Source organism: Roseateles sp. (assembly GCF_031397715.1).
Classification (GTDB): Bacteria; Pseudomonadota; Gammaproteobacteria; order Burkholderiales; family Burkholderiaceae_C; genus Paucibacter_A.
Window position 1 is genome coordinate 1 of record NZ_JANNMI010000092.1, and the last position, 19980, is coordinate 19980.

General features: G+C 61.8%; 21 protein-coding genes and 2 pseudogenes. 15 read left to right on the forward strand and 8 right to left on the reverse strand.

Going from position 1 to position 19980, the window contains the following annotated elements; all coding sequences use genetic code 11:
• The 4 genes and pseudogenes from RMO57_RS03955 to RMO57_RS03970 form a co-directional block, all read left to right on the forward strand.
• A pseudogene (locus tag RMO57_RS03955) lies at positions 1 to 249 on the forward strand (LysR family transcriptional regulator); the annotation flags it as partial.
• Entirely contained in the window at positions 246 to 1004 is a 759-nt protein-coding gene (locus tag RMO57_RS03960; RefSeq protein WP_310384431.1) for a UPF0149 family protein, read from the forward strand. The pseudogene RMO57_RS03955 and the gene RMO57_RS03960, both read left to right, overlap by 4 nt.
• 54 nt (positions 1005 to 1058) lie before the next feature.
• A complete protein-coding gene (locus RMO57_RS03965; RefSeq protein ID WP_310384433.1) occupies positions 1059 to 1850 on the forward strand; it encodes a metallophosphoesterase in 792 nt (263 codons plus the stop codon).
• A gap of 72 nt (positions 1851 to 1922) precedes the next feature.
• A complete protein-coding gene (locus tag RMO57_RS03970) occupies positions 1923 to 2345 on the forward strand; it encodes a universal stress protein (RefSeq protein WP_310384435.1) in 423 nt (140 codons plus the stop codon).
• Between the two features lie 5 nt (positions 2346 to 2350).
• Here the strand turns inward: RMO57_RS03970 and RMO57_RS03975 are convergent, their stop codons facing one another.
• Positions 2351 to 2569: a hypothetical protein gene (locus RMO57_RS03975; RefSeq protein WP_310384437.1), complete on the reverse strand. Its 219-nt coding sequence runs from the start codon at positions 2567 to 2569 to the stop codon at positions 2351 to 2353.
• Positions 2570 to 2864: 295 nt separating this feature from the next.
• Here RMO57_RS03975 and RMO57_RS03980 point away from each other — a divergent pair, with 295 nt between their 5' ends.
• On the forward strand, positions 2865 to 3074 hold the full coding sequence (locus tag RMO57_RS03980; RefSeq protein WP_310384439.1) for a hypothetical protein: 210 nt from the start codon (positions 2865 to 2867) through the stop codon (positions 3072 to 3074).
• 33 nt (positions 3075 to 3107) lie between these two features.
• On the opposite strand, the gene RMO57_RS03985 is transcribed toward RMO57_RS03980, so the two are convergent.
• Entirely contained in the window at positions 3108 to 4034 is a 927-nt protein-coding gene (locus tag RMO57_RS03985; RefSeq protein ID WP_310384440.1) for a LysR family transcriptional regulator ArgP, read from the reverse strand.
• Between the two features lie 185 nt (positions 4035 to 4219).
• Here RMO57_RS03985 and RMO57_RS03990 point away from each other — a divergent pair, with 185 nt between their 5' ends.
• From RMO57_RS03990 to RMO57_RS04020, 7 genes are all read left to right on the forward strand, one after another.
• Complete coding sequence (locus RMO57_RS03990) at positions 4220 to 5503, forward strand: D-amino acid dehydrogenase (RefSeq protein WP_310384442.1); 1284 nt, start codon at positions 4220 to 4222, stop codon at positions 5501 to 5503.
• A 72-nt stretch (positions 5504 to 5575) separates the two neighbouring features.
• Complete coding sequence (locus RMO57_RS03995) at positions 5576 to 6883, forward strand: Hsp70 family protein (RefSeq protein ID WP_310384444.1); 1308 nt, start codon at positions 5576 to 5578, stop codon at positions 6881 to 6883.
• A 46-nt stretch (positions 6884 to 6929) separates the two neighbouring features.
• A complete protein-coding gene (locus RMO57_RS04000) occupies positions 6930 to 9344 on the forward strand; it encodes an alpha/beta hydrolase family protein (protein ID WP_310384446.1) in 2415 nt (804 codons plus the stop codon).
• Between the two features lie 499 nt (positions 9345 to 9843).
• Entirely contained in the window at positions 9844 to 10017 is a 174-nt protein-coding gene (locus RMO57_RS04005; protein ID WP_310384448.1) for a hypothetical protein, read from the forward strand.
• A gap of 32 nt (positions 10018 to 10049) precedes the next feature.
• On the forward strand, positions 10050 to 11525 hold the full coding sequence (locus RMO57_RS04010) for an N-acetyltransferase (protein WP_310384450.1): 1476 nt from the start codon (positions 10050 to 10052) through the stop codon (positions 11523 to 11525).
• Positions 11485 to 11949, forward strand: a complete 465-nt coding sequence (locus RMO57_RS04015) for a hypothetical protein (protein ID WP_310384452.1) — start codon at positions 11485 to 11487, stop codon at positions 11947 to 11949. The genes RMO57_RS04010 and RMO57_RS04015 overlap by 41 nt, the downstream gene beginning before the upstream one ends.
• The gene (locus RMO57_RS04020; protein ID WP_310384455.1) at positions 11946 to 12494 is read left to right on the forward strand and encodes an ATP-binding protein; all 549 of its coding nucleotides are present in this window, start codon (positions 11946 to 11948) and stop codon (positions 12492 to 12494) included. Before RMO57_RS04015 ends, RMO57_RS04020 begins: the two co-directional genes overlap by 4 nt.
• Positions 12495 to 12913: 419 nt before the next feature.
• On the opposite strand, the gene RMO57_RS04025 is transcribed toward RMO57_RS04020, so the two are convergent.
• Both RMO57_RS04025 and RMO57_RS04030 read right to left on the reverse strand, forming a co-directional pair.
• On the reverse strand, positions 12914 to 13324 hold the full coding sequence (locus tag RMO57_RS04025) for a type II toxin-antitoxin system VapC family toxin (protein ID WP_310384456.1): 411 nt from the start codon (positions 13322 to 13324) through the stop codon (positions 12914 to 12916).
• Positions 13321 to 13557 (reverse strand): type II toxin-antitoxin system VapB family antitoxin, encoded by a 237-nt coding sequence (locus RMO57_RS04030; protein WP_310384458.1) that lies wholly within the window; start codon positions 13555 to 13557, stop codon positions 13321 to 13323. Before RMO57_RS04030 ends, RMO57_RS04025 begins: the two co-directional genes overlap by 4 nt.
• Positions 13558 to 13760: 203 nt before the next feature.
• Here RMO57_RS04030 and RMO57_RS04035 point away from each other — a divergent pair, with 203 nt between their 5' ends.
• Complete coding sequence (locus RMO57_RS04035; RefSeq protein ID WP_310384459.1) at positions 13761 to 13982, forward strand: hypothetical protein; 222 nt, start codon at positions 13761 to 13763, stop codon at positions 13980 to 13982.
• Positions 13983 to 14097: 115 nt separating this feature from the next.
• Here RMO57_RS04035 and RMO57_RS04040 read toward each other — a convergent pair whose 3' ends face one another.
• Together RMO57_RS04040 and RMO57_RS04045 are read right to left on the reverse strand one after the other, a co-directional pair.
• A complete protein-coding gene (locus RMO57_RS04040; protein ID WP_310384472.1) occupies positions 14098 to 14784 on the reverse strand; it encodes a YecA family protein in 687 nt (228 codons plus the stop codon).
• A 284-nt stretch (positions 14785 to 15068) separates the two neighbouring features.
• The gene (locus RMO57_RS04045; RefSeq protein ID WP_310384461.1) at positions 15069 to 16052 is read right to left on the reverse strand and encodes a LysR family transcriptional regulator; all 984 of its coding nucleotides are present in this window, start codon (positions 16050 to 16052) and stop codon (positions 15069 to 15071) included.
• A gap of 91 nt (positions 16053 to 16143) precedes the next feature.
• Between RMO57_RS04045 and RMO57_RS04050 the strand changes: the two genes are divergently transcribed.
• A complete protein-coding gene (locus tag RMO57_RS04050; protein ID WP_310384463.1) occupies positions 16144 to 17658 on the forward strand; it encodes a CoA-acylating methylmalonate-semialdehyde dehydrogenase in 1515 nt (504 codons plus the stop codon).
• Positions 17659 to 17776: 118 nt separating this feature from the next.
• The gene (locus RMO57_RS04055) at positions 17777 to 19405 is read left to right on the forward strand and encodes a GGDEF domain-containing protein (RefSeq protein WP_310384465.1); all 1629 of its coding nucleotides are present in this window, start codon (positions 17777 to 17779) and stop codon (positions 19403 to 19405) included.
• 12 nt (positions 19406 to 19417) lie between these two features.
• On the opposite strand, the gene RMO57_RS04060 is transcribed toward RMO57_RS04055, so the two are convergent.
• Together RMO57_RS04060 and RMO57_RS04065 are read right to left on the reverse strand one after the other, a co-directional pair.
• Positions 19418 to 19720, reverse strand: a complete 303-nt coding sequence (locus tag RMO57_RS04060; RefSeq protein WP_310384467.1) for a GGDEF domain-containing protein — start codon at positions 19718 to 19720, stop codon at positions 19418 to 19420.
• Positions 19708 to 19980 (reverse strand): annotated as a pseudogene (locus tag RMO57_RS04065) (hypothetical protein); the annotation flags it as partial. The gene RMO57_RS04060 and the pseudogene RMO57_RS04065, both read right to left, overlap by 13 nt.

Below are 19980 nucleotides of genomic sequence, written 5' to 3' on the forward strand. Positions count from 1 at the left end.
CGCGTGGTGACCCGCTCCGATTTGCTGACGGTCTTGCCGGCCTCGTTCGTGGAGGCGACGGGCTATCAGGCGCAGCTGATCGAGCGGCCCTTGCCGGTCTCCTTGGCCAAGGTGCATGTGGACATGCTCTGGCATCTGCGCAGCGAGAGCCGCAGCGCCCAGCAATGGATGCGCGCCAGGCTGATCGAAGCCGCTAAACGTGCGCAGGCTGGCGCCGGAGTGCGAACTGAGGCGACAATTGCGCCATGAGCATCGACCTGACCGATACCGAGTTCGTTGAACTCGACGAACTTCTTGCCACCACGCCCGAGCCGCTGCAAGCGCTGGACGCCTCCATGTTGGACGGCTATTTGTGCTGCGTGCTGGTGCAGCCGCGTTTGATTGAGGTGGACGAATGGCTGCCCAATATCTTCGACTATGACGGCGGCGTGCTGCCCGACGATGTCGACCCGGTATGGCTGGCGCGCGTTCGCGAACTGGTGGAGCGCCGCCATACCGCCTTGAACCGGCAGATGGTTGAAGACGGCTGGTTTGACCCGGTGGTGCTGGATCTTGACGAGCCTGCCGAGCCCGAGTCCATCCCCGAGGATGAAGACGCCGACCAAAAGCAAGCGCGCACGACCTACGAGGGCATGAGCCTGATTTCACGTACCTTGATGCCTTGGGTCGCCGGCTTCCAGCATGCGGCCTTGTGTTTTCCCGAGTTGATGGACATGACCGACGATGCGGTGATGGCTGCTTTGGCGCGCCTTTACCGCCATTTGCCGGCCGAAACCGACGAAGAGCGTGAAGTCGTCGCCACGCTTGACCGCGAGCACCCGCTCAAGGACATTGACGAGGCCGTCGAGGAGTTGGTGGTGACGGTCGCTGACCTTTGTGACTTGACCCAAGAGCAGCGCTACAAGGTCGAGACCCTGCGCCGCGAAGGCCCCAAGCTGGGTCGCAATGACCCCTGCCATTGCGGGTCAGGGCGCAAGTACAAGCAGTGCCATGGGGCCAACTAGCGGCCCGACGGGCTTGTCGGCCTGGCTTACGTTCGCCGCTGACTGACCGGCAAATTGCGTATCCAACTCCTGTCGGATCTCCATCTGGAGACCGAGACCTATGTGCCCGAGCCGGCGGCGGATGCTGAGTTGCTGGTGCTGGCCGGTGACGTTGACAGCAGCTGGCGCGGCCTTCAATTGTTCCGTGACTGGCCGGTGCCGGTGCTGTTCGTGCCCGGCAATCATGAGTACGACGGCCGCGACTTCGACCTCGCCCGCGCCGGCCTGCGTCAGCTGGCCGCTGAGCTGGGCTTCATCATGCTCGACAACGCCAGCTGTGTGCACATCGATGGCCAAGGCCGGCGGGTGCGCTTCGTGGGCAGCACGAGGTGGAGTGATTTCGATGTTTTTGGGGCCAAGGAGCGTCCGCGCGCGCTGCGGGCTGCCGGCTACTTTCAGCGTGTGATGGCGGCCACACGGGATGGCGCGCCTTTTGATGCCGAGGCTGTGCGGACCGAAGCCTTGAGATGCCTTGCCTGGTTGACGCAAGAACTGTCCCTCGGCGAGACCTCCGACGCTTGGGACGCGACCGTGACCATCACCCACTTTGCCCCCAGTCTTCGCAGTGCCGATCCGCGCTATGGCAAGCAGCCGGGCACGGCCAGCTTTTGCAACGATGACGAGGCACTTTTCGCGCATACCCGGCTTTGGCTGCATGGGCACTTGCACTGCCAGCATAACTATCTATTTGAACGTGATGGCGCTGCCACGCGGATCATTTGCAACGCCCGTGGGCATTTGCGCAAGGGTGAGCCGGCGGGCTTCGACCCGCAGTTGCTGATTGATGTTTTTACCCCGACAGCTTGACCAGTATCAATTTGGTGGCCCGCCGCTATGTCAAACTGAAGGCGACACAGTCATCTCAACAAAGGAGTGGACATGAAGATTTTGGTCGCCGTCGACGGCAGCAGTTACACCAAGCGCATGCTGGCCTATTTGGCCGCTCATGATGAATGGCTGGGGGGTTCGCATCAGTACACCGTGCTGCATGCGGTGCCGGCCGTGCCGCCGCGCGCCGCTGCGGTACTTGAGAAAGACTTGCTGAAGAGTTATTACGCAGACGAGGGCGAGAAAGTCTTGAAGACAGTGCGTAGTTTTTTTGGGAAGCAGGGTATCCAGGCCGAATACATCAACAAGGTCGGCTCGGCCGCTGAGGTGATTGGCGCGACGGCGGACAAAGGCAAGTTCGACCTGTTGATTCTGGGTTCGCATGGACACAGCGCCATCGCCAACCTCATCATGGGCTCGGTCACCACCAAGGTGATGGCGAGCTGCAACACGCCGGTGTTGCTGATACGTTGAGCAAGTCAGGGGCCGCTGCGCTTGGACAACCAAGCCAGCGGTGACTCCAGCGCCGCGCGTGCGCGCTGCGACTCCAACTCCACCTCGGTGATGCTGGCACGGTAGTCGTCGCCGTCTTCGAGGCTGGCTTCCATTCCAAAAGCGGTGCCCATATCGGCCGGATCCTGCTCCGACGATGCTGCGGTGCCGCGTCGGAAGAAGCGCAATGCTGGTGCGAATCGCATATCAAACCTCGCTCGTGGACTGGGGCATGCGCCGACCACGCCCTAGGCTTTAAGTGTGCGCGATTGCTGGCGCCACCGAATTACCAATTTAGGTGGTCTAAAAGGCCTAGTTGTGAAAATGACACGGCGGCTCACAATGCGACGTTGTTGGCTCCCCGCAGAGCAGGGGGTCAATTCAGGAAACAAGCTCATATCCTACTTTGGTAGGGGTGGCCGCGAAGTTTCGGCTTCGTTATGCTCCGCCACCCTTGATGCCAAATTCGTCACGGGTCTGTCACACATGAATGCAACGGTTTTGAAATGGCTCACATCGAGCATCGTCGGCTTGGTGGTGTGCTGCGCGATCTGGCTGGCTGGCTCGGTGAAGTTGCCCGCGAACGCCACGCCCTATCGTCTGGCATCGGCGGCCAGCCCGTCGCAGTCTTTGCGAAGCGTCGAGCGGGTGCCCATGCCGGTCGATTACGCCGCTTCCGCTGCCTTGCAACGCGATGTCGCACTGCACTGAGCGCGGACCGGCCAATTCCCAGCCACCGCACCGCTAGACCAGCGCAGTTTTTGCGCCCAGCGCAAGTGCTTGGCCAATTTGGTCGAGCAAGGCCACCCGAGTCGGGGCTGCCACCAGGTCTGAGAGCAGTTTCCACTGATGCCAATAGAGCGTGACCTCCACGCCCAAATCCGGCCGCAGCGCCACCAAGTCGCCGCTGGCGATCAAGGGTCGGGCTTGCAGCTCCGGCGCCACGCCAACCCCCCAGCCCATGCACACCGCGCGCAGATAGGCGTCACTGGACGGCACATAGCGCTCCTGCAAGCGCGGCGCTCGCACCCCGAAGGCCTTGGCCACCCACTGCACCTGGCAATCGTCCTTGCGATTGACGACCAAGAATGGCGTGTTGGCGAAATTGCTGGCGTTCAGGCCATCGGGCAGATGTGCGCGCAGGAACGCCGGACTGGCCACCGCCACATAGCGCATCACGCCCAGGGGCTGAACCAAGCAGCCCCGCAGCGCCTGGCGTACCGTGCTGATGCAGCCCAGGACCTCACCCTGGCGCAACCAGTCGTGGGTGAAGTCCTGGTCATCGACGACCAATTCCAGGCCAAAACCCTGCTGCAAGCCCGTCTGCATGACCGAGTCCAGCGCCGGCAAGACCCAGGTCGCCAAGCTGTCCGCATTGACGGCGATGGCAATGCGCTCATTCGGCGCCACCGGCCCACCCAACTCCCGCGCCACATCGGTACGCAGCGCTTGCAACTGGCGGGCGAAGCGCAGCAAGACCTTGCCCGGCTCGGTCAGCCGCAGCGGCCGCGAGCGCACCACCAACAGCTGCCCGACCTGCGCCTCCAAGCTGCGCAGCCGCTGCGAGACCGCGCTTTGGGTGATGCTCAGGCGCTGGGCGGCGCGCTCAAAGCTGCGCTCATCGGCCAGGGCGGCCAAGCAATCCAGTGCGGCGGAGTCAAGGTCTTTCATAAGTGCTGCTAATGTATCCAGAGAAATAGTAATTTTCCTTCTGGTTTTACCTGACCCTGACGACAATCCGGGCTGCTTCGGTGATGCCCGTGTGACTGGTCTGTAGTCCGAGCGCGACTTTGCCGATATCCCCCTTGGACTGCAAGACTGATCATTCGGCCCACCTCGGGTTCGCTGGAGTTGCTATGAGAGTTGTCGTATTGGGAGCCGGCATCATCGGCGTCAGCACCGCCTGGTATCTGCTGGAGCAGGGCCATGAGGTGACCGTGGTAGACCGCCAGGCCGACGCCGCACTGGAAACCAGCTTCGCCAATGGCGCGCAGATTTCGGTCAGCTTTTGTGAGCCCTGGGCGAATGCCGGCGCACCCTTCAAGGTGGCCAAATGGCTGTTGCGCGACGACTCGCCGCTGCTGTTCCGCCCCAGCCTGGACCCCAAGCAGTGGATCTGGGGCCTGAGCTTTCTGAGCCAGTGCACGACCGCCGCCTTCGAGCGCAATGTCGAGCAGCTGGTGCAGTTGGGCCGCTACAGCCATGAGTCGCTGAAGACCTTGGTGGCGCAGACCGGCATCGAGTACGCGCGGCTGGAGCGCGGCATTCTGCATTTCTTTTCCTCGCAGGCCGATTTTGAGGCCGGTGCGGCCGGCGCCGAGATCATGCGCCGCCACGGCGTTGACCGCCGGGTGCTGAACCGGGCCGAGGTCTTGGCAGTAGAGCCGGCGCTGGCCACCTTTGGCAACAATATCCACGGCGGCACCTTCACGCCCAGCGATGAGTCGGGCGATGCCTGCGTGTTCACGCAAAAACTGGCCCGCCTGTGCGCCGAACGCGGCGCGACCTTTTTATATGAGCATGACATCCTGGCGCTGTCGCGCAGCGGCTCGCAGGTTGACGCGGTGCAGATTGGAAATATCCGCAGCGGCAAGAGGAGCGAGCTGAAGGCCGACGCCTTTGTCGCCGCAATGGGCTCCTACACACCGGCCCTGGTTCGTCCGCTCGGCGAGTTCCTCAATATCTACCCGGCCAAGGGCTACTCGGCCACCCTGAAGTTGAAGAAGCCCGAGCAAGCCAGTGTCGTCAGCCTGCTCGACGACACCCGCAAGATCGCCATCTCGCGCCTCGGCGACAGCGTCCGCATCGCCGGCACGGCGGAGCTCTGCGGCTTTGATTCCGACCTCGTCCGTCCGACCTCGCGCACCCGCTGCGAGGCGCTGGTCAAGCGCTACGAGGAGCTGTTCCCCGGCGTCGCCGACCTCAGCGAAACCAATTACTGGACCGGCCTGCGCCCCAGCACGCCAACCAATATCCCCTATATTGGCCGCAGCAAAAAAGCCGGCAATTTGTGGATCAACGCCGGCCATGGCACCTTGGGCTGGACCCATGGCGCGGGCTCCGGCCATGCGATGGCGGAGCTGATGGCCGGCCGCCGCCCGCCCTTGGAGTTTGGTTTTTACGGCGCGACGGTTCGATAGCGCGAGTGGGGCGGCATCACGTGAAATTGAGCCGGGGCCGTACAATCCGCCCCCCTTCCGTTGTCCTTGCCCATGCCTTCTTCGTCCTCTTTTTGCGCCATTGACTTTGGCACCTCCAACTCGGCGATTGCCATCCCGCGTGAAAACGGCAGCGGCGGCATGCGTTTGGTGGAACTGGAGGGCGCTCAGACCACCATGCCGACGGCGGTGTTCTATTACGTCGAAGGCAAGCATGACGCCGACGGCCCACCGCGCGCCTTTGGCCGTGCTGCCGTGGCGGCCTACGTCGAGGGCGCCGATGGCCGCTTGATGCGCTCGATGAAGAGCATCCTCGGCTCCGGCCTGATCGACCAGACCACCGACGTGGGCGGTGGGCGCGGCGTCAAGTATTCGGACATCTTGTCCGGCTACCTGAAGCGCTTGCGCAATTCGGCGTTGACCGCCGGTGCGCCCGCACCGCTGAACAAATTGGTCTTGGGCCGGCCGGTGTTTTTTGTCGACGGTGAGCCCAAGCGTGACGCGCAGGCGCAGGCCTCGCTAGAGGCCGCGGCCCATGCGGTTGGCTTTGACGAGGTGCATTTCCAGTTCGAGCCGATCGCGGCGGCGTTTGACTTCGAGCAGCACAGCGAACGCGAGCAAATCGTCCTGGTGGCCGACATCGGCGGCGGCACCTCGGACTTCTCGGTCGTGCGGGTCGGCCCCGAGCGCATGAACCGCGTCGACCGCCGCGACGACATCCTCGCCAACCACGGCGTGCATATCGCCGGCACCGACTTCGACCGCCATGTCGAGCTGGCCAGCATATTGCGCGAGTTCGGTTACCGCTCTTACGGCCCCGAGCGTGCCGGCGCGCCCGCCCGCGAAGTGCCCAGCGGCGTCTATTTCGACCTCGCCACCTGGCATCTGATCAACACCGTCTACAGCCCGGGGCGCGTCGCCGAGTTGCGCAATATGCGCAGCTTTTACGGCAATCTCCAGCACCACCAACGGCTGATGACGGTGGTCGAAGACCATCTGGGCCATGAACTGGCCGGCCGCGCCGAAGCGGCCAAGATCGCGGTGGCGAATGGCGGCGACACCGTCATCGACCTCGGCGTGGTCGAGAACGGCTTGCAGATCGAATTGTCGGAGACCGCTGCGGTGGCCGCGATTGGCCCCGATATTGAGCGCATCACGCAGGCCGCCCGGGAGGCCGTGGCGCAAGCGGGCTTGGTGCCCGATCAAATCGATGCGCTTTACTTCACCGGCGGCTCGACCGGCCTGCGCTTGCTGGCCGAACGCATTGCCGCCGATTACCCGGCGGCCGTGCATGTGCGTGGTGATCGCTTTGCCTCGGTGGCGACCGGTCTGGGGCTGCATGCGGCGCGCCTGTTCAGATAGCTGCTAGATTGCTCGCTCCGCTTTTTTGAAAAGAGACCGCGCGAAAATGAAGGAACTCCCATTGCTGGCGCTGCTTGCGGCCCCGTTCCTGGCGAATGTTGGGGCGGCTGAGTCCCCCGTTGCGCAGATTTATCAGCAGCCGTCGGCCGAAGTACGCGCCGTGCTCGATGCCAAGGCCCTGCCCACGCACCAGCTCTCGCCCGACCAGCGCACGCTGGCCATCCTGACGTTGCAGCGCCACCGCGGGATTGCCGAGCTGGCTCGCCCGCTGCTGCGCCTGGCCGGCAAGCGGATTGACGCGGCGGCCAGTGGCCCGCAGCTGATCACGCCTATCGAGGCGCTGACGCTGCGCGATCTGACCCAGCCGGACGCCGCCGAACGCGCGGTTGCTTTGCCAAGCGGCGGCGCTTTCCATCAGCTGCGCTGGTCGCCCGATGGCCGGCGTTTTCTGCTCAACCGGCGCACCGCCACGGCCACCGAGCTGTGGGTCGGCGAGGTGGCCAGCGCTCAGCTGCGCCGGCTCTTGGGCGTGCAGTTGAACCAGGTGCTGGCGGACGATTTGGTCTGGCTGAGCGCCGACGAAATCATCGCCCTGACGGTGTCCGCCAAGCGCGGCACCGCACCGCGGTTCGATGTGCCGACCGGCCCGGTGATCCAGGAAGCCATGGGCCGCGCCTCGCCGGAAGTGACGCGCCAGGACCTGCTGAAGAATGCCCAGGACGATGCGCTGTTCGGCCATGTCGCCAGCTCGGCGCTGCGCCGCATCCATCTGAGCAGCGGCGTCTCGCAAGAGCTCGATGAGCCGGCGCTGTTCGTCGGCCTGGAGCGGGTCGGCGGCCGGCTCCTGACCGAGCGTCTGCAGGCACCGTTCAGCTACCAAGTTAGTTGGCGTGACTTTGCCCGCCGCGTCGAGCTGCGTGATCTGAACGGCAAGCTGCTGCGTGAACTCGGGGGCGTCAAGCTGCTCGAGGGCGTGCCGGTCGAGGGCGTCGTCACCGGGCCGCGCCAGTTCTGGGCCTCACCGCATGTCGACGGCGCGTTGTTCTGGGTCGAGGCGCTGGACGGCGGCGACCCCAAGACCAAGGCCGCGCAGCGTGATCGCCTGCTGCGGCTGGACCCGCCCTATCTGGGCGACGCCCGCGAGGTCCACCGCACGGCCGGACGCTTGGTCGACTTCAGCTTTGCCGAAACCCCCGAGCGCGCGCTGGTGACCGAGTACGACCGCGATCGCCGCTGGCAGGCGGTCGACCTGCTGGCGCTGGATGGCGCGGCCCAGCCGCAGCGCTTGCAGGACCGCTCGGTGCGCGACCGCTACGGCGACCCCGGCCAGCCGCTGCTGCGCACGCTGGCGAATGGCCGGAGCGTGGTCCGAGTGGACGGCGGCGACATGCTCTTGGTCGGCCAGGGGGCCGGCGCCGACGGCGATCGCCCCTTCATAGCCCGCCGCAGTCTCAGCGGCGGCCAGCCCGTGCGGCTGTTCCAGTCCTGCACGGCCGACTACGAGCGGCCGATCACTGTCTTGGCCGATGGCCGCCTGCTGAGCAGCCGCGAGAGCGCCAGCGAGCCGCCCAATCTGCGCCTGCGCAGCGGGCCGGCGCTGGCCCAGGTGCAGGCCGTCACCCACCATGCCGACCCGACGCCGCAGCTGCGCGCGATCCAGCGCGAGCTGGTCAAGTTCAAGCGTGCGGATGGTGTCGAGCTGTCGTTCTGGCTCTATCTGCCGCCCGACCACAAGCCCGGTGAGCGCCGCCCGACCTTTGTCTGGGCCTATCCGCTGGAGTTCAGCGACGGCGCCACCGCCGCCCAGGTCAGCGGCTCCAGCAGCCGCTTCAACAGCTTCGCCGCCACCAGCCCGCTGATGCTCTTGCTCGACGGCTATGTGGTGCTGATGGACGCGACCATGCCGGTGGTCGGCGAGCCCAAGACCGTCAACGACACGTTCGTCGAGCAGATCACCGCCAATGCCAAGGCCATCATCGACAAGGCGGTTGAACTGGGCGTCAGTGAGCGCACGCAGATGGTGGCCGGCGGCCACAGCTACGGCGCCTTCATGACGGCCAATTTGTTGGCCCACACCGATCTGTTCAAGGCCGGCATCGCCCGCAGCGGCGCCTACAACCGCAGCCTGACGCCGTTTGGCTTTCAGAGCGAGCGGCGCAACTTCTGGGAGGCGCAGGACGTCTACCTGCGCCTGTCGCCGTTCAACTACGCGGACAGAATCAAGGCGCCGATCCTGCTGATCCACGGCGAGATGGATGACAACCCCGGCACCTTTCCCGTCCAGAGTCAGCGCCTCTACCAAGCGCTGGCCGGCACCGGCGGCAATGTCCGTTATGTGACGCTGCCGTTCGAGTCACATGGCTACGCGGCGCGTGAGTCGCAGGGCCATGTCTTGCGGGAGATGAGCGATTGGATGAGGCGGCAGACCAGGGATCCGCGCGCAATGCCGTCGGCGAAGTAGCGCCCCTGTTTAGTGCTCGCCCTTGTGCTTCCAACGGACAAGTATGGTGATTGCAATTCGGCCGTCAGTAGATGGTGCAGAGCGGAGAGCCACCGGTCAGGGCTTCGTATCTGCGTTTGGTGTAACGGCAAGCCTCCCGTTCCATTCATTCCGCGGTTGGCACGGGAAAACATGAAAGTGGCGCCATGCGCCGGCTCAACTACCCATCCAGAAAATGCCTCGGATACAGTGCTTCACCCAAGGCACTCTATGAAGCGCTTGTCATTGCATAGTCACCAGACTGAAATCCAGACTTGAATCCGCCGACGATTTAGAAAATCTTACAAGTAGGTGCTGTTTTCATGATTGATAAGACCGAATCCCCGCCAAGTGCTTTGTTGATCTGTGTCTCAGAGATCCCAGCGCCCTACAAAGTCCTTGAGGAGGCACTACGAGTACGACCGTCCGAAAAAACGCTCGAATCCAACTCATTTTTGAGGCCAAAGATCCTGAGCCAAGCATGGCTACACAGCGCGATGTCGTAGTTATTAGATTAAATAAAAATCAAATACAAAGCGTCGAAACCGAAACCGAAACCGAAACCGAAACCGAAACCGAAACCGAAACCGAAACCGAAACCGAAACCGAAACCGAAACTGAATGTGGTCTCGTAATCGCCAGTCTTGCTGAATAAGCTGTTGTCCTAATAGCAATCTGCCTGCCGTGATGCAACGCCTTCGTTTTTTACTCGATACGAACATCCTGATACCACTTCAGGACTCCATGCTCGTTCTTAAGCCAAACCTAGCCAATTTTGTAAGATTGGCGGGCGTTGGTGGTCACCAGTTGCTTTATCACCCGGCATCGCAAGCCGATATTGAGCGCGACAAGGACGTTCAAAGACGCAACCGAACACTCGCACGCCTTCCCCAGTACACAAGACTCGAAGGTACTCCATCAAGCCCCCGCAATACGGCGCAAACGTCTGCGAACGAAGCGTGTGATAACGATATCCTTCATGCACTTGAATGCTCTGCCGTTCACGCGCTTGTTACCGAAGACAAAGAAATTCATACCAAAGCCCGTCAAGCTGGTTTTGGTGATCGCGTTTACAACATTCAGACTGCTGAGGATTGGCTTCGCCGACTGCTGCCTGAGCCGACTCAAGCTCATCTTCCGAACATCGAGGATGTTCCGATGTATAGCCTGACTAGTCAATTAGATACATCCTTGTTTAACAGTTTGCGCTCCAGCGACGACACGCCTGAACGCAGTTTTAACAAGTGGTTTCATGACAAAGCGAAAACAGGTAGAAAGGCGTGGATCGCAAGAACGGAACAAGGATCGGTTGAGGCGATTTGTATCTATGCGATGCAGACAAACGAGGTAATCAACGATGCAAAAGAGTCATTACAAGGGTCTTCAGTAAAGCTCTGTACCTTCAAAGTCGGGGAACAGATTCGAGGGCGAAAAATCGGCGAACTCTTCCTGAAGGCAGCATTTCGATTCGCCACAGATAATCGATGCGAAAACATTTTTATTCATACTAGCGCTGATCAGTTTTACCTCTTGGAACTACTGACTGATTTCGGCTTTAAACGGCGTGGCATGTATGGCACTGACATCATGCTCGTTAAAGCTCACCCGTCTTCACCACCCGTCGAAGATATACCTGCGCTCGACTATGCAAAATTGTATTTCCCTCACTATCGGAAAGACGATTCTGTCCAAAAATTTCTCGTACCCATTCAGCCGCAATATCACCAAATTCTTTTTCCGGATTTAGCTCGCCAAGGGCAATTATTTAGTGGTAATTCTGTCGCCGGAAATGCCATTAAGCAAGCCTATCTATGCAAAGCACAAACCAACCAACTGAAGCCTGGCGATATTGTTCTTTTTTATCGAACAGGTGACGAGAAGGCTGTAACAACACTTGGCATCGTAGAACGCTACGAAGTACACGACAACGCCACGAACATCATGCAGATTGTGAGTCGCCGCACGGTTTACAGTCAAAAGGATATTGAGGCGATGGCAAAGTCACCCACCAAGGTCATGCTGTTTCGACTCGCTAACCACTTTTCGTCACCCGTTCCATACTCGGCCTTGATACAAGAAGGCATCGTGTCAGGTCCAATTCAGTCGATCACAAAAATTTCAGATGACTCTTTTTCCAAAATACTCAGACGCTCACAACGGTAGCGCGATCTTGCTCTCCATAAAGCCGAAGTTTGCCAACCTCATAGTTGAGGGTAGCAAGCTGGTCGAACTACGCCGCGCCATTCCCGCTCAGAACGTAGAAACCATCGCAATCTATTCATCTTCTCCAGTGCAAATGATTGTTGCTTTGGCTGACGTGAAAGAAATTGTCGAAGCTAGCCCAACCAAGCTCTGGGAAATTTCCAAGATCAATGGCGGCGGACTAACAAAGGCAGAATTATTCGCCTACTTTGAATCAAAGAAAACTGGCTTTGCGCTCATGCTCGAGAACATTCGCGTGTATGACAATCCATTAATGCCGGCTAAAATTTTCAAACCTTTTTCAGCACCTCAGTCATTTAGATACCTGACTCCAAAGGAGCTGAAAAAACTCGAACAACTCTTGGGATCAGAGGTGAAAAGATGAGTGTTATCTTCTTGGCAGGCGTGCATGGTGTGGGTAAGGGGTTTATTGGTGCTCCAGTCGCCCAAGCACTTGGAGTCAGTCACTTTACTGCCAGCCAACTCATCCGTGAGGAAAAGGGTCAGGCCACATGGGGGCGCGACAAAAAGGCATCTGATCTTGATGACAACCAACGCGCTTTGATACGTGCCGTTAATCAGAGGCGCTTGACACACAACAGCATCCTGCTTGATGGCCACTTCGTTCTACGAAACGCTCAAGGAACTTTGACTCTACTTGAGATGGAAGTATTTAGTGAACTACACCTGGCTGGCGTGATTCTTCTTACGGAAGAATCAAATATCATCGCAAGTAGATTAGCGGTGCGGGATAAGGGCGAAACGAGTATTGCTGCTATTTCTGAATTGGCCAAAGCTGAATCTGCTCATGCGCAAGCGGTATGCCGTGAACTTGGCTTGCCTCTTGCCATTATTCATGCACCTACTGAAAAAAGCGTCGGCTATGCTGTAAAAAAATTGCTGGCTAGTTATCAACATCCAACTTCATAGACAAAGATATTTATAAAAACTGGTTGAATGCCATTTTTCGCAGCCGTAAATTAAACGCAGCAACATTGTTTTTATAATTTTCAGAAAATCCAGACAGGAGTTTTTCGATGGAACGGGTGTTGTCTAGTTTCCAAAATTGTGAGGGTTGCTGCCCTAGATTTCAATAAAGCCAGCGCGGCGGCGATCCACTCCTCGCCGTGGCTTTTGGCTAGTCATCGGCTTGGCTTGCTACCGCGTGATGCCACGCCCGCAGTAAACAAGCGCCGACCAAGCTTGCGACCGCCTGTTCTGAATCTTTGTGCGGCTCCGGCGGCGCAATTTTTTCCAAAAGGTCAGCGGCGTCGTCGCGCAGCAGCTCCGGGAGGTGCTCGCAGGCAAGCGAGAAACTGCTCACCCTGAGGAGCGCTACCTCGGAAGGGTCAATGATTACCGACCCAGTTCTCGACGTTCAGGCCGGGAAACATAAGAAAATCAGCCTCGTTGTTCGTCACCAGCGTGACCCCCATGGCGATGGCATGGGCCGCGATCAATTTGTCGAGGGCGTTCTTGTTGCGTTCACGATTGGCGGCCCGCAATGGCCCGTAGGCGCGTGCGGCGCCGGCCTCAAACGGGGCAACGACCAGGTCTTCGAATAGATGATCCAGCGCCGCCCGATTTCTTGCCTGATCGGAGCCGGAGCAGGCGACGCCGAACTCAAGCTCGGCCGAGGTAATGGCCGAAATGACGACGTCGCCCACAAAGCACTCGGCAAAGCGCGCGCCAACCTCGGGCGGCTGGTGCTTCATCAGGTAAATGCAGATATTGGTGTCGAGCATGTACTTGGCCGTCATAGCGGGTCCCGCTCGGCTTCGATGCTCTCGCCACGTCCTTCGGACATGAAATCCGGGGAAAACTGCGCCAGCTTGGCCAGCACATCGCCCATGCGCCGCTGTGCAGGACGGATGCGTAACTCATCGCCCTGGCGTTCAATCACCAAATCGATGTCCCATGAGCTGTAGGCCAACTCTGCCGGAATACGCACGGCCTGCGAGTTGCCGTTTTTGAAAATCTTGGTGACTGCCATGACGATCTCCTGGATGGATGTACGTGTACATCTTAGGGTTTAGTCATGATTTTGTACATACGTGGATGTACATTGATGTCGGAGCAAGCCTTGTGAGCCTCCCAGGCCTTGCCGGCGCCCGCGTTCGCAAAGAAACGGTCTGTTTGGTGGCGTGCCGCCATGCGGGGCGTTTTGTTTCTTGAGGGAGCTCGGCGGGAGGCCACTTGAAAAAAGTTTTTAGCCAGGATGGAGGGGATGGAGGGGATAAAAGTGATGAAAAACTGCCCAAGGAACTCAGGCTCATCTCGCCGCCGCCGCATCCGCCGCGTCGAAGCAGGACAGCCATCATTGACGTGCAGCATCGCGGCACATTGACCCCTCGCGCCACTGCCGCGTCCATCCCCTTTATCCCCTCCATCCTGGCTCAAATTTCCTGCTCTCGATGAGGGAATTGGCGCATGTCAGCGCCAAGGCGGGCGGTCTGACAAGCAAACAACGAGAGCTCAATCAGTTGGTGTCAGAGCTACTCACTTCGCTCGGGCGGTCTGACACACAAGAGCATCAGAATCTTCCTCTTCCCACCGGCCCGCGCCGGGCCGGTGGCTTCTGCGCCATCGGCTTGGCTTGGGGCCGCGTGATGTCGGCCAGCATCAGGCAGGCGCTGACCAGACTTTCGACCGCTTCCTCCAGGTCTTTGGCCGGCTCCAGCGATTCGATTTCTTCCAGCAAGTCGTCGGCGTCTTCCAGGTCTTCGGGATCAATGTGGCGAAACAGCGCGGCCAGCGGCTCCAGCAGGTCGGCGGCGTCTTCGCGCATCAGCTCCGGGAAATGCTCGCAGGCGAGCGAGAAGCCGGCCACCCAAGGGAACAAGGCTTCCGACGGGGCGCCGTCGCTGTCGTCCTCTTCATCATCGTGCGCCGTTTGTACTTCTTCTTCTTCTTCGCTCTCCAGCTCAAACACCCAAGGGTCAAACCATTGGCGCTGGGTGATGGCCTGATTCAGCTCTTGGTAGCGGCGCTTGACCAAGTCCATCAAGGCGTGGCTGTCGAAGCCGGTCGGAGGAAGGCGGCCTTCGTCGCTGTCCAGCACATGGCGTGACCACTGAAACGCCGGCACCGCCTTGGGCTGCAACAAGACACCGACCAAGTAACCGTCCAGCATGCTGACATCAAGCGGCTCCAGCGGCGCGGGTACGCCGTCCAGCAGTTGCTGCAATTGATCCAGTTCGGCTTCACTCAAGGGCCGCACCGGCGCAGCCGGTGTCGGCGTTCGGTTCGGCGGCCGGGCCGGGCCTCCGCGTGGCGCAGCGGTGCGAGATTGGGGCGGCCGCGCTGCCGGCGGACGTGGGGGTCTTTTTTCTTGGCTCATGGCGCTATTGTCCGGTGGATTCGAGTTGCTGTGCCGGGGTGTCGAAAGTCATATCCCACTCAATGGGGATGGGCGCCCGGGTTCGCTTGCCCTACATTGAGTTCAAGCAAGTCACGCAACCAATGCCTTGCACCCGTCCCAACGACGTCCTCTCCTGAGGACTTTCAGCGCCCACCCGGCCAGTCTCGGTGGGCGTCTTTTTTGGGTGCGATGAAGCCGGCGGCGAAGCTGTGCCGCAGATGCGCGATCAGCAAGCTCAGCGGCCGCGGCGTGGCGCTGCTCCAGGGGTAGACGGCGTAGATCGCGTCGCCAAAAAAGCCCACCGGCTGCCAGTCGGGCAAGACCTCGACCAGCGCGCCTTGCGCCAAGGCCGGCGCCGCCGTGAAGTCGGGCAGCAGGGCCAGACCCAGATCGTCCAGCGCGGCGTCGCGCAAGATCTCGCTGTTGCTGGCGCGCAGTGGGCCTTGCACGGGGATGCGCAGGCGGCTGGGCTCGGCGCCCGGCTGATCTTTTTCAAACAACCAGAGCGCCGGCCCCGGCCGCAGATAGGGCAGGCAGGCATGGCCGGTCAGCTGATCCGGGTGGCTCGGCGCGCCATAGGCCTGGACGTAGGCGGGGCTGGCCACCAGCAGGGCGCGCGAGGCGCAGAGTTTGACGGCGACATGGCTGTCGGGCGGCGCGCTGCAGTGGCGGATGGCCAAATCAAAGCCTTCCTGCGCCAGCGACACCAGCCGGTCGGACAAATCCAGCTCAATCCGAATCTGCGGATATTGCTTGAAGAACGCGCTCAAGTGCGGCGCCACATGCTGGCGCCCCAGCGCCACCGGCGCCGTCACGCGCAAGAGCCCGCGCGCTTGGCCGACGGCGTCGCGGGAGGTGTTGAGGGCTTGGGTGATGTGGGCGAAGCTGGCCTCGGTCTGCTCGACCAACTGCCGGCCGGCCTCGCTCAGCCGCACCGAGCGGGTGGTGCGCGCCACGAGCGTCTGGCCCATCGCCCGCTCCAGCTCGGCAATGCGCTGGCTGACGGCGGCCTTGGACAGGCCCAGACGCTGGGCGGCCTTGGTGAAACTGCCGACCTGGCTGATGACCGTCAGCGCGTGCAGCTGGCCCCAGAGGACGTCGTGGCGGAAATCTGAAGCTTGGGTCATTGTTCATATTAACGAACAATCAAATCATCCGAAGCGGATTGGCAAGGCGTCTCATGCTGCCTAGACTGCTTTCATTCAACGGAGACTTCAAATGACCGCCCCGTACACCAGCACGCAAGACCTGACCCACTTCATCAACGGCCGCGCCCAAGCCGCCACGTCTGGGCGCAGCCAGGCGGTCTACAACCCGACCACCGGCGCGGTGGCGCGCCAGGTGCAGCTGGCCAGCCAAGAAGACGTCAATGCGGTGGTGGCCGCCGCCCAGGCCGCGTTTCCCGCCTGGGCCGATGCGCCGCCACTGCGCCGCGCGCGCGTGATGTTCAAGTTCCTGGAGCTGGTCAACGCGCATAAAAATGAGTTCGCCGCGATGCTGACCGCGGAGCATGGCAAGGTTTTCACCGACGCCTTGGGCGAGGTGGCGCGTGGCATCGACATCATCGAGTTCGCCTGCGGCGCGCCGCAGTTGTTGAAGGGCGACTTCACCGACCAGGTCTCGACCGGCATGGACAACTGGACGCTGCGCCAGCCGCTCGGCGTCGTCGCCGGCATCACGCCGTTCAACTTCCCCTTCATGGTGCCGATGTGGATGGCGCCGCTGGCCATCGTGACCGGCAATGCTTTTGTCTTGAAGCCGAGCGAGCGCGATCCGTCGGCGAGCTTGTTGATCGCCGAGCTGTTCAAACAAGCGGGTCTGCCGGACGGCATCTTCAGCGTCCTGCAGGGCGACAAGGTGGCGGTGGACGGCCTCTTGAACCACCCGGATGTGAAGGCGCTGAGCTTTGTCGGCTCGACCCCGATCGCGCAGTACATCTATGCCACCGGCGCCGCCAACGGCAAACGTGTGCAGGCGCTGGGCGGTGCCAAGAACCATATGGTGGTGATGCCCGATGCCGATATCGAGCAGACCGTCGACGCACTGATCGGTGCGGCTTATGGCTCGGCCGGCGAGCGCTGTATGGCGATCTCGGTGGCGGTGCTGGTCGGCGATGTGGCCGACAAGATCGTGCCTAAGCTGGCCGAGCGCGCACGTGCCCTCAAAATCAAAAACGGCATGGAGCTGGACGCCGAGATGGGCCCCATCGTCACCCGCGAAGCGCGTGACCGCATCGAGGCCTATATCGGCATCGGCGTCGAGGAGGGCGCCAAGCTGCTGGTTGATGGCCGTGGTCATAAAGTAACTGGTTATGAGGACGGCTTTTTCACCGGCGGCACGCTGTTCGATCAGGTGACGCCGAGCATGCGCATCTACAAGGAAGAAATCTTCGGCCCGGTGCTGGCCTGCGTGCGCGTGGCCGACTTCGCCGCCGCCGTGCAACTGGTCAACGATCACGAATACGGCAACGGCGTGGCCTGCTACACCAGCGACGGCAATGTCGCGCGCGAGTTCGCCCGGCGCGTGCAGGTCGGCATGGTCGGCATCAATGTGCCGATTCCGGTGCCGATGGCCTGGCATGGTTTTGGCGGCTGGAAGAAGAGTCTATTCGGCGATATGCATGCTTACGGCGAAGAAGGCGTGCGCTTCTACACCAAGCAAAAAAGCATCATGCAGCGCTGGCCCGCCAGCGTGGCCAAGGGTGCGGAGTTTGTGATGCCGACCAGCAGCTGAGCTTGCGCCAGGAGGCTGAAGCGAGCTGCTTGACTTGCGTCAGCCACCCTCATTCGAGGGTTCCGAACCGGGGCGCCGATAGGCTACGCTTCGCGCTTGTTCAAACACAAGGCTTGGTATGCAGGATCTCCGACCCAGCGAGGTGAGTGGCGAGCAGATCATCGAATGGCTGGCGGGCGCGCGCGCGCAAAAACAGATCGATCTTGACCTGGGTCTGAGCCTAGCCACCCAGGCCTGGAGCGCCGCCGGTCAGCGCGGCTACGTGGCCGAGCATCTGGAGGCCGGCATTCTGCGCGCCTTCTTTTTGTTCAGGCGCGGCGATTTGGCCGCCATGTTGCAGGCGGGCCAGGCGCTGCTGCCGCCCTTGCGTGAACAAGGTGGCGGCCCGGCGCTGTGCGAGTTGCTGCGTTGGATGGCGTTTGCAGCGGCCGAGTTGGGGGAGTTCGAGGCCGCGCTGGGCCATGTCAACGAGAGCCTGGCGCGCGCACGGCAGATGGACAACAAGGCCTTGGTGGCAATCGCCCTGAATGCCACCGGCGCCTGCCTGGAGCGCATGGGCGACCCCTGGCAGGCCGAGCGGGTGATGAATGAGGCGGCCGCACTGTTGGGCAGCGCCGCCAGCGAGTTCGAGCAGATGGTCTCGCACAACAATCTGGCCACCGTGGCCTTGGGGCTGTTTCATCTGCTGCGCCACAGCACGCAGGCCGACCATCAGCGCCAGGCCACCGACGCCTTGCAGCGGGCCCGCCATCACGCCGCCCTCGTGCGGCCCCATGCGACCGCCCTCGGCGATGCCTTTTTGCTGGGCTTAAGCGAAGGCAATTGCGGTGAAGTCTTGCTGTATCAGGGCGAACTGGACGAAGCGGAGCGGGTCTTGAGGGGCGCGCTGGCGGTGATCAACGAACACCGCTTCAGTGCCCTGGCCCGGCGCGTGCGCTGCTCCTTGGCTGAGCTGGACCTGCTGCGCGGCCAAGCCGTGCAGGCCGCGCCGGCCCTTGACGCGCTGCTGCTCGAAGCCGCCGGTCAAGCGCAGCAGGCCGTCTGGCAACGCCTGCATTACGCCGCCTATCGGACTCACAAGGCCTTGGGCGACCATACCCGTGCGCTCAACCATCTGGAGCTGTACCAAGCGGCGGAGCGCAGTCGCACGGTGGCGCAGCTGACGGCGCAGGCACGTTTTGTGGTCAGCCGGATCGAGGCCGAGCGCGCCATGGGCGGCGACACGGCGGCCACCGAACGTGCCGAGCTGGACGCCGAGGGCAGTGGCCTGCGCGACCCCCTGACCGGCCTGGGCACCCGGCGCTGCCTGGAGCTACGCTTGCCGGCGTTGATGCGCGCAGCCGAGCAAAGCGGCGCCGCGCTGACGCTGGCGCTGGTAGACATCGATCGCTTGGGTGAAATCACCGTGCAGCATGGCGAGGGGGTGGCCCATCAGGTGCTGCAGGTGCTGGCGCAGATGCTGCGCGACAACACCCGCAGCAGTGATTTGCTCGTGCGCCTGGACGCCGAGCAAATCCTGATGGTGCTGCCCGACACCATCGCCGACCGTGCCTTCGAGGTCTGCGAGCGCCTGCGTCAAACGGTCGAGCAATACCCTTGGGCGCGGCTGGCTGAGGGTCTGGACGTGACCCTCAGCATTGGGCTGGCCAACGCACCGCCCTATGCGACCGACCTGCTCCTGAGCCGGGCCGAAAGCGCGATGTACCGGGCCAAGCATCTGGGGCGCAATCGGGTGGCGCTGGCTTAAAGCCAGCGCAAGCTAGGCTTCCTGGACGACGTTTCGCCCCTGGGCCTTGGCGCGATACATGCCTTTGTCGGCGCGCAGCAATACGGCGTCGGCGCTGGCGTCGTCCGCCAGCGCCTCGGCGACTCCGAAGCTGGCAGTCAGCGGCCAGCGCTTGCCTTGCCACTCGAAACAGCTGGCTTCGAGGTTGTGGCGCATGCGTTCGGCCACCAGCGCCGCGCCGGCCAGATCGGTCAGCGGCAGCAACACGCAGAGCTCCTCGCCGCCGAGCCGGCCGAAGTGATCGACATCGCGCACACAAGGGCTCAGCACCTGCACCGCACGCAGCAGGGCGGCGTCGCCGGCCGCATGGCCCAGGCTGTCGTTGCCGCGCGCAGTTCAAAGCTGATGTCGCTCACGCCACGATCGCCGGTCGGGTAGCGATAGGTCAGCCGGTGCACGGCGAGGGTGCTGAGCAGCTGGACAGGCACGGGATCCGGCATGCTGGGCAGTGGGGCTGGCTCGATCGAGAGCGGGGTGTGTACTACCAGCGTCTCGGGCGCGTGTGGTGCGATCAGCGCCGCCATGCGCCGAAAGGC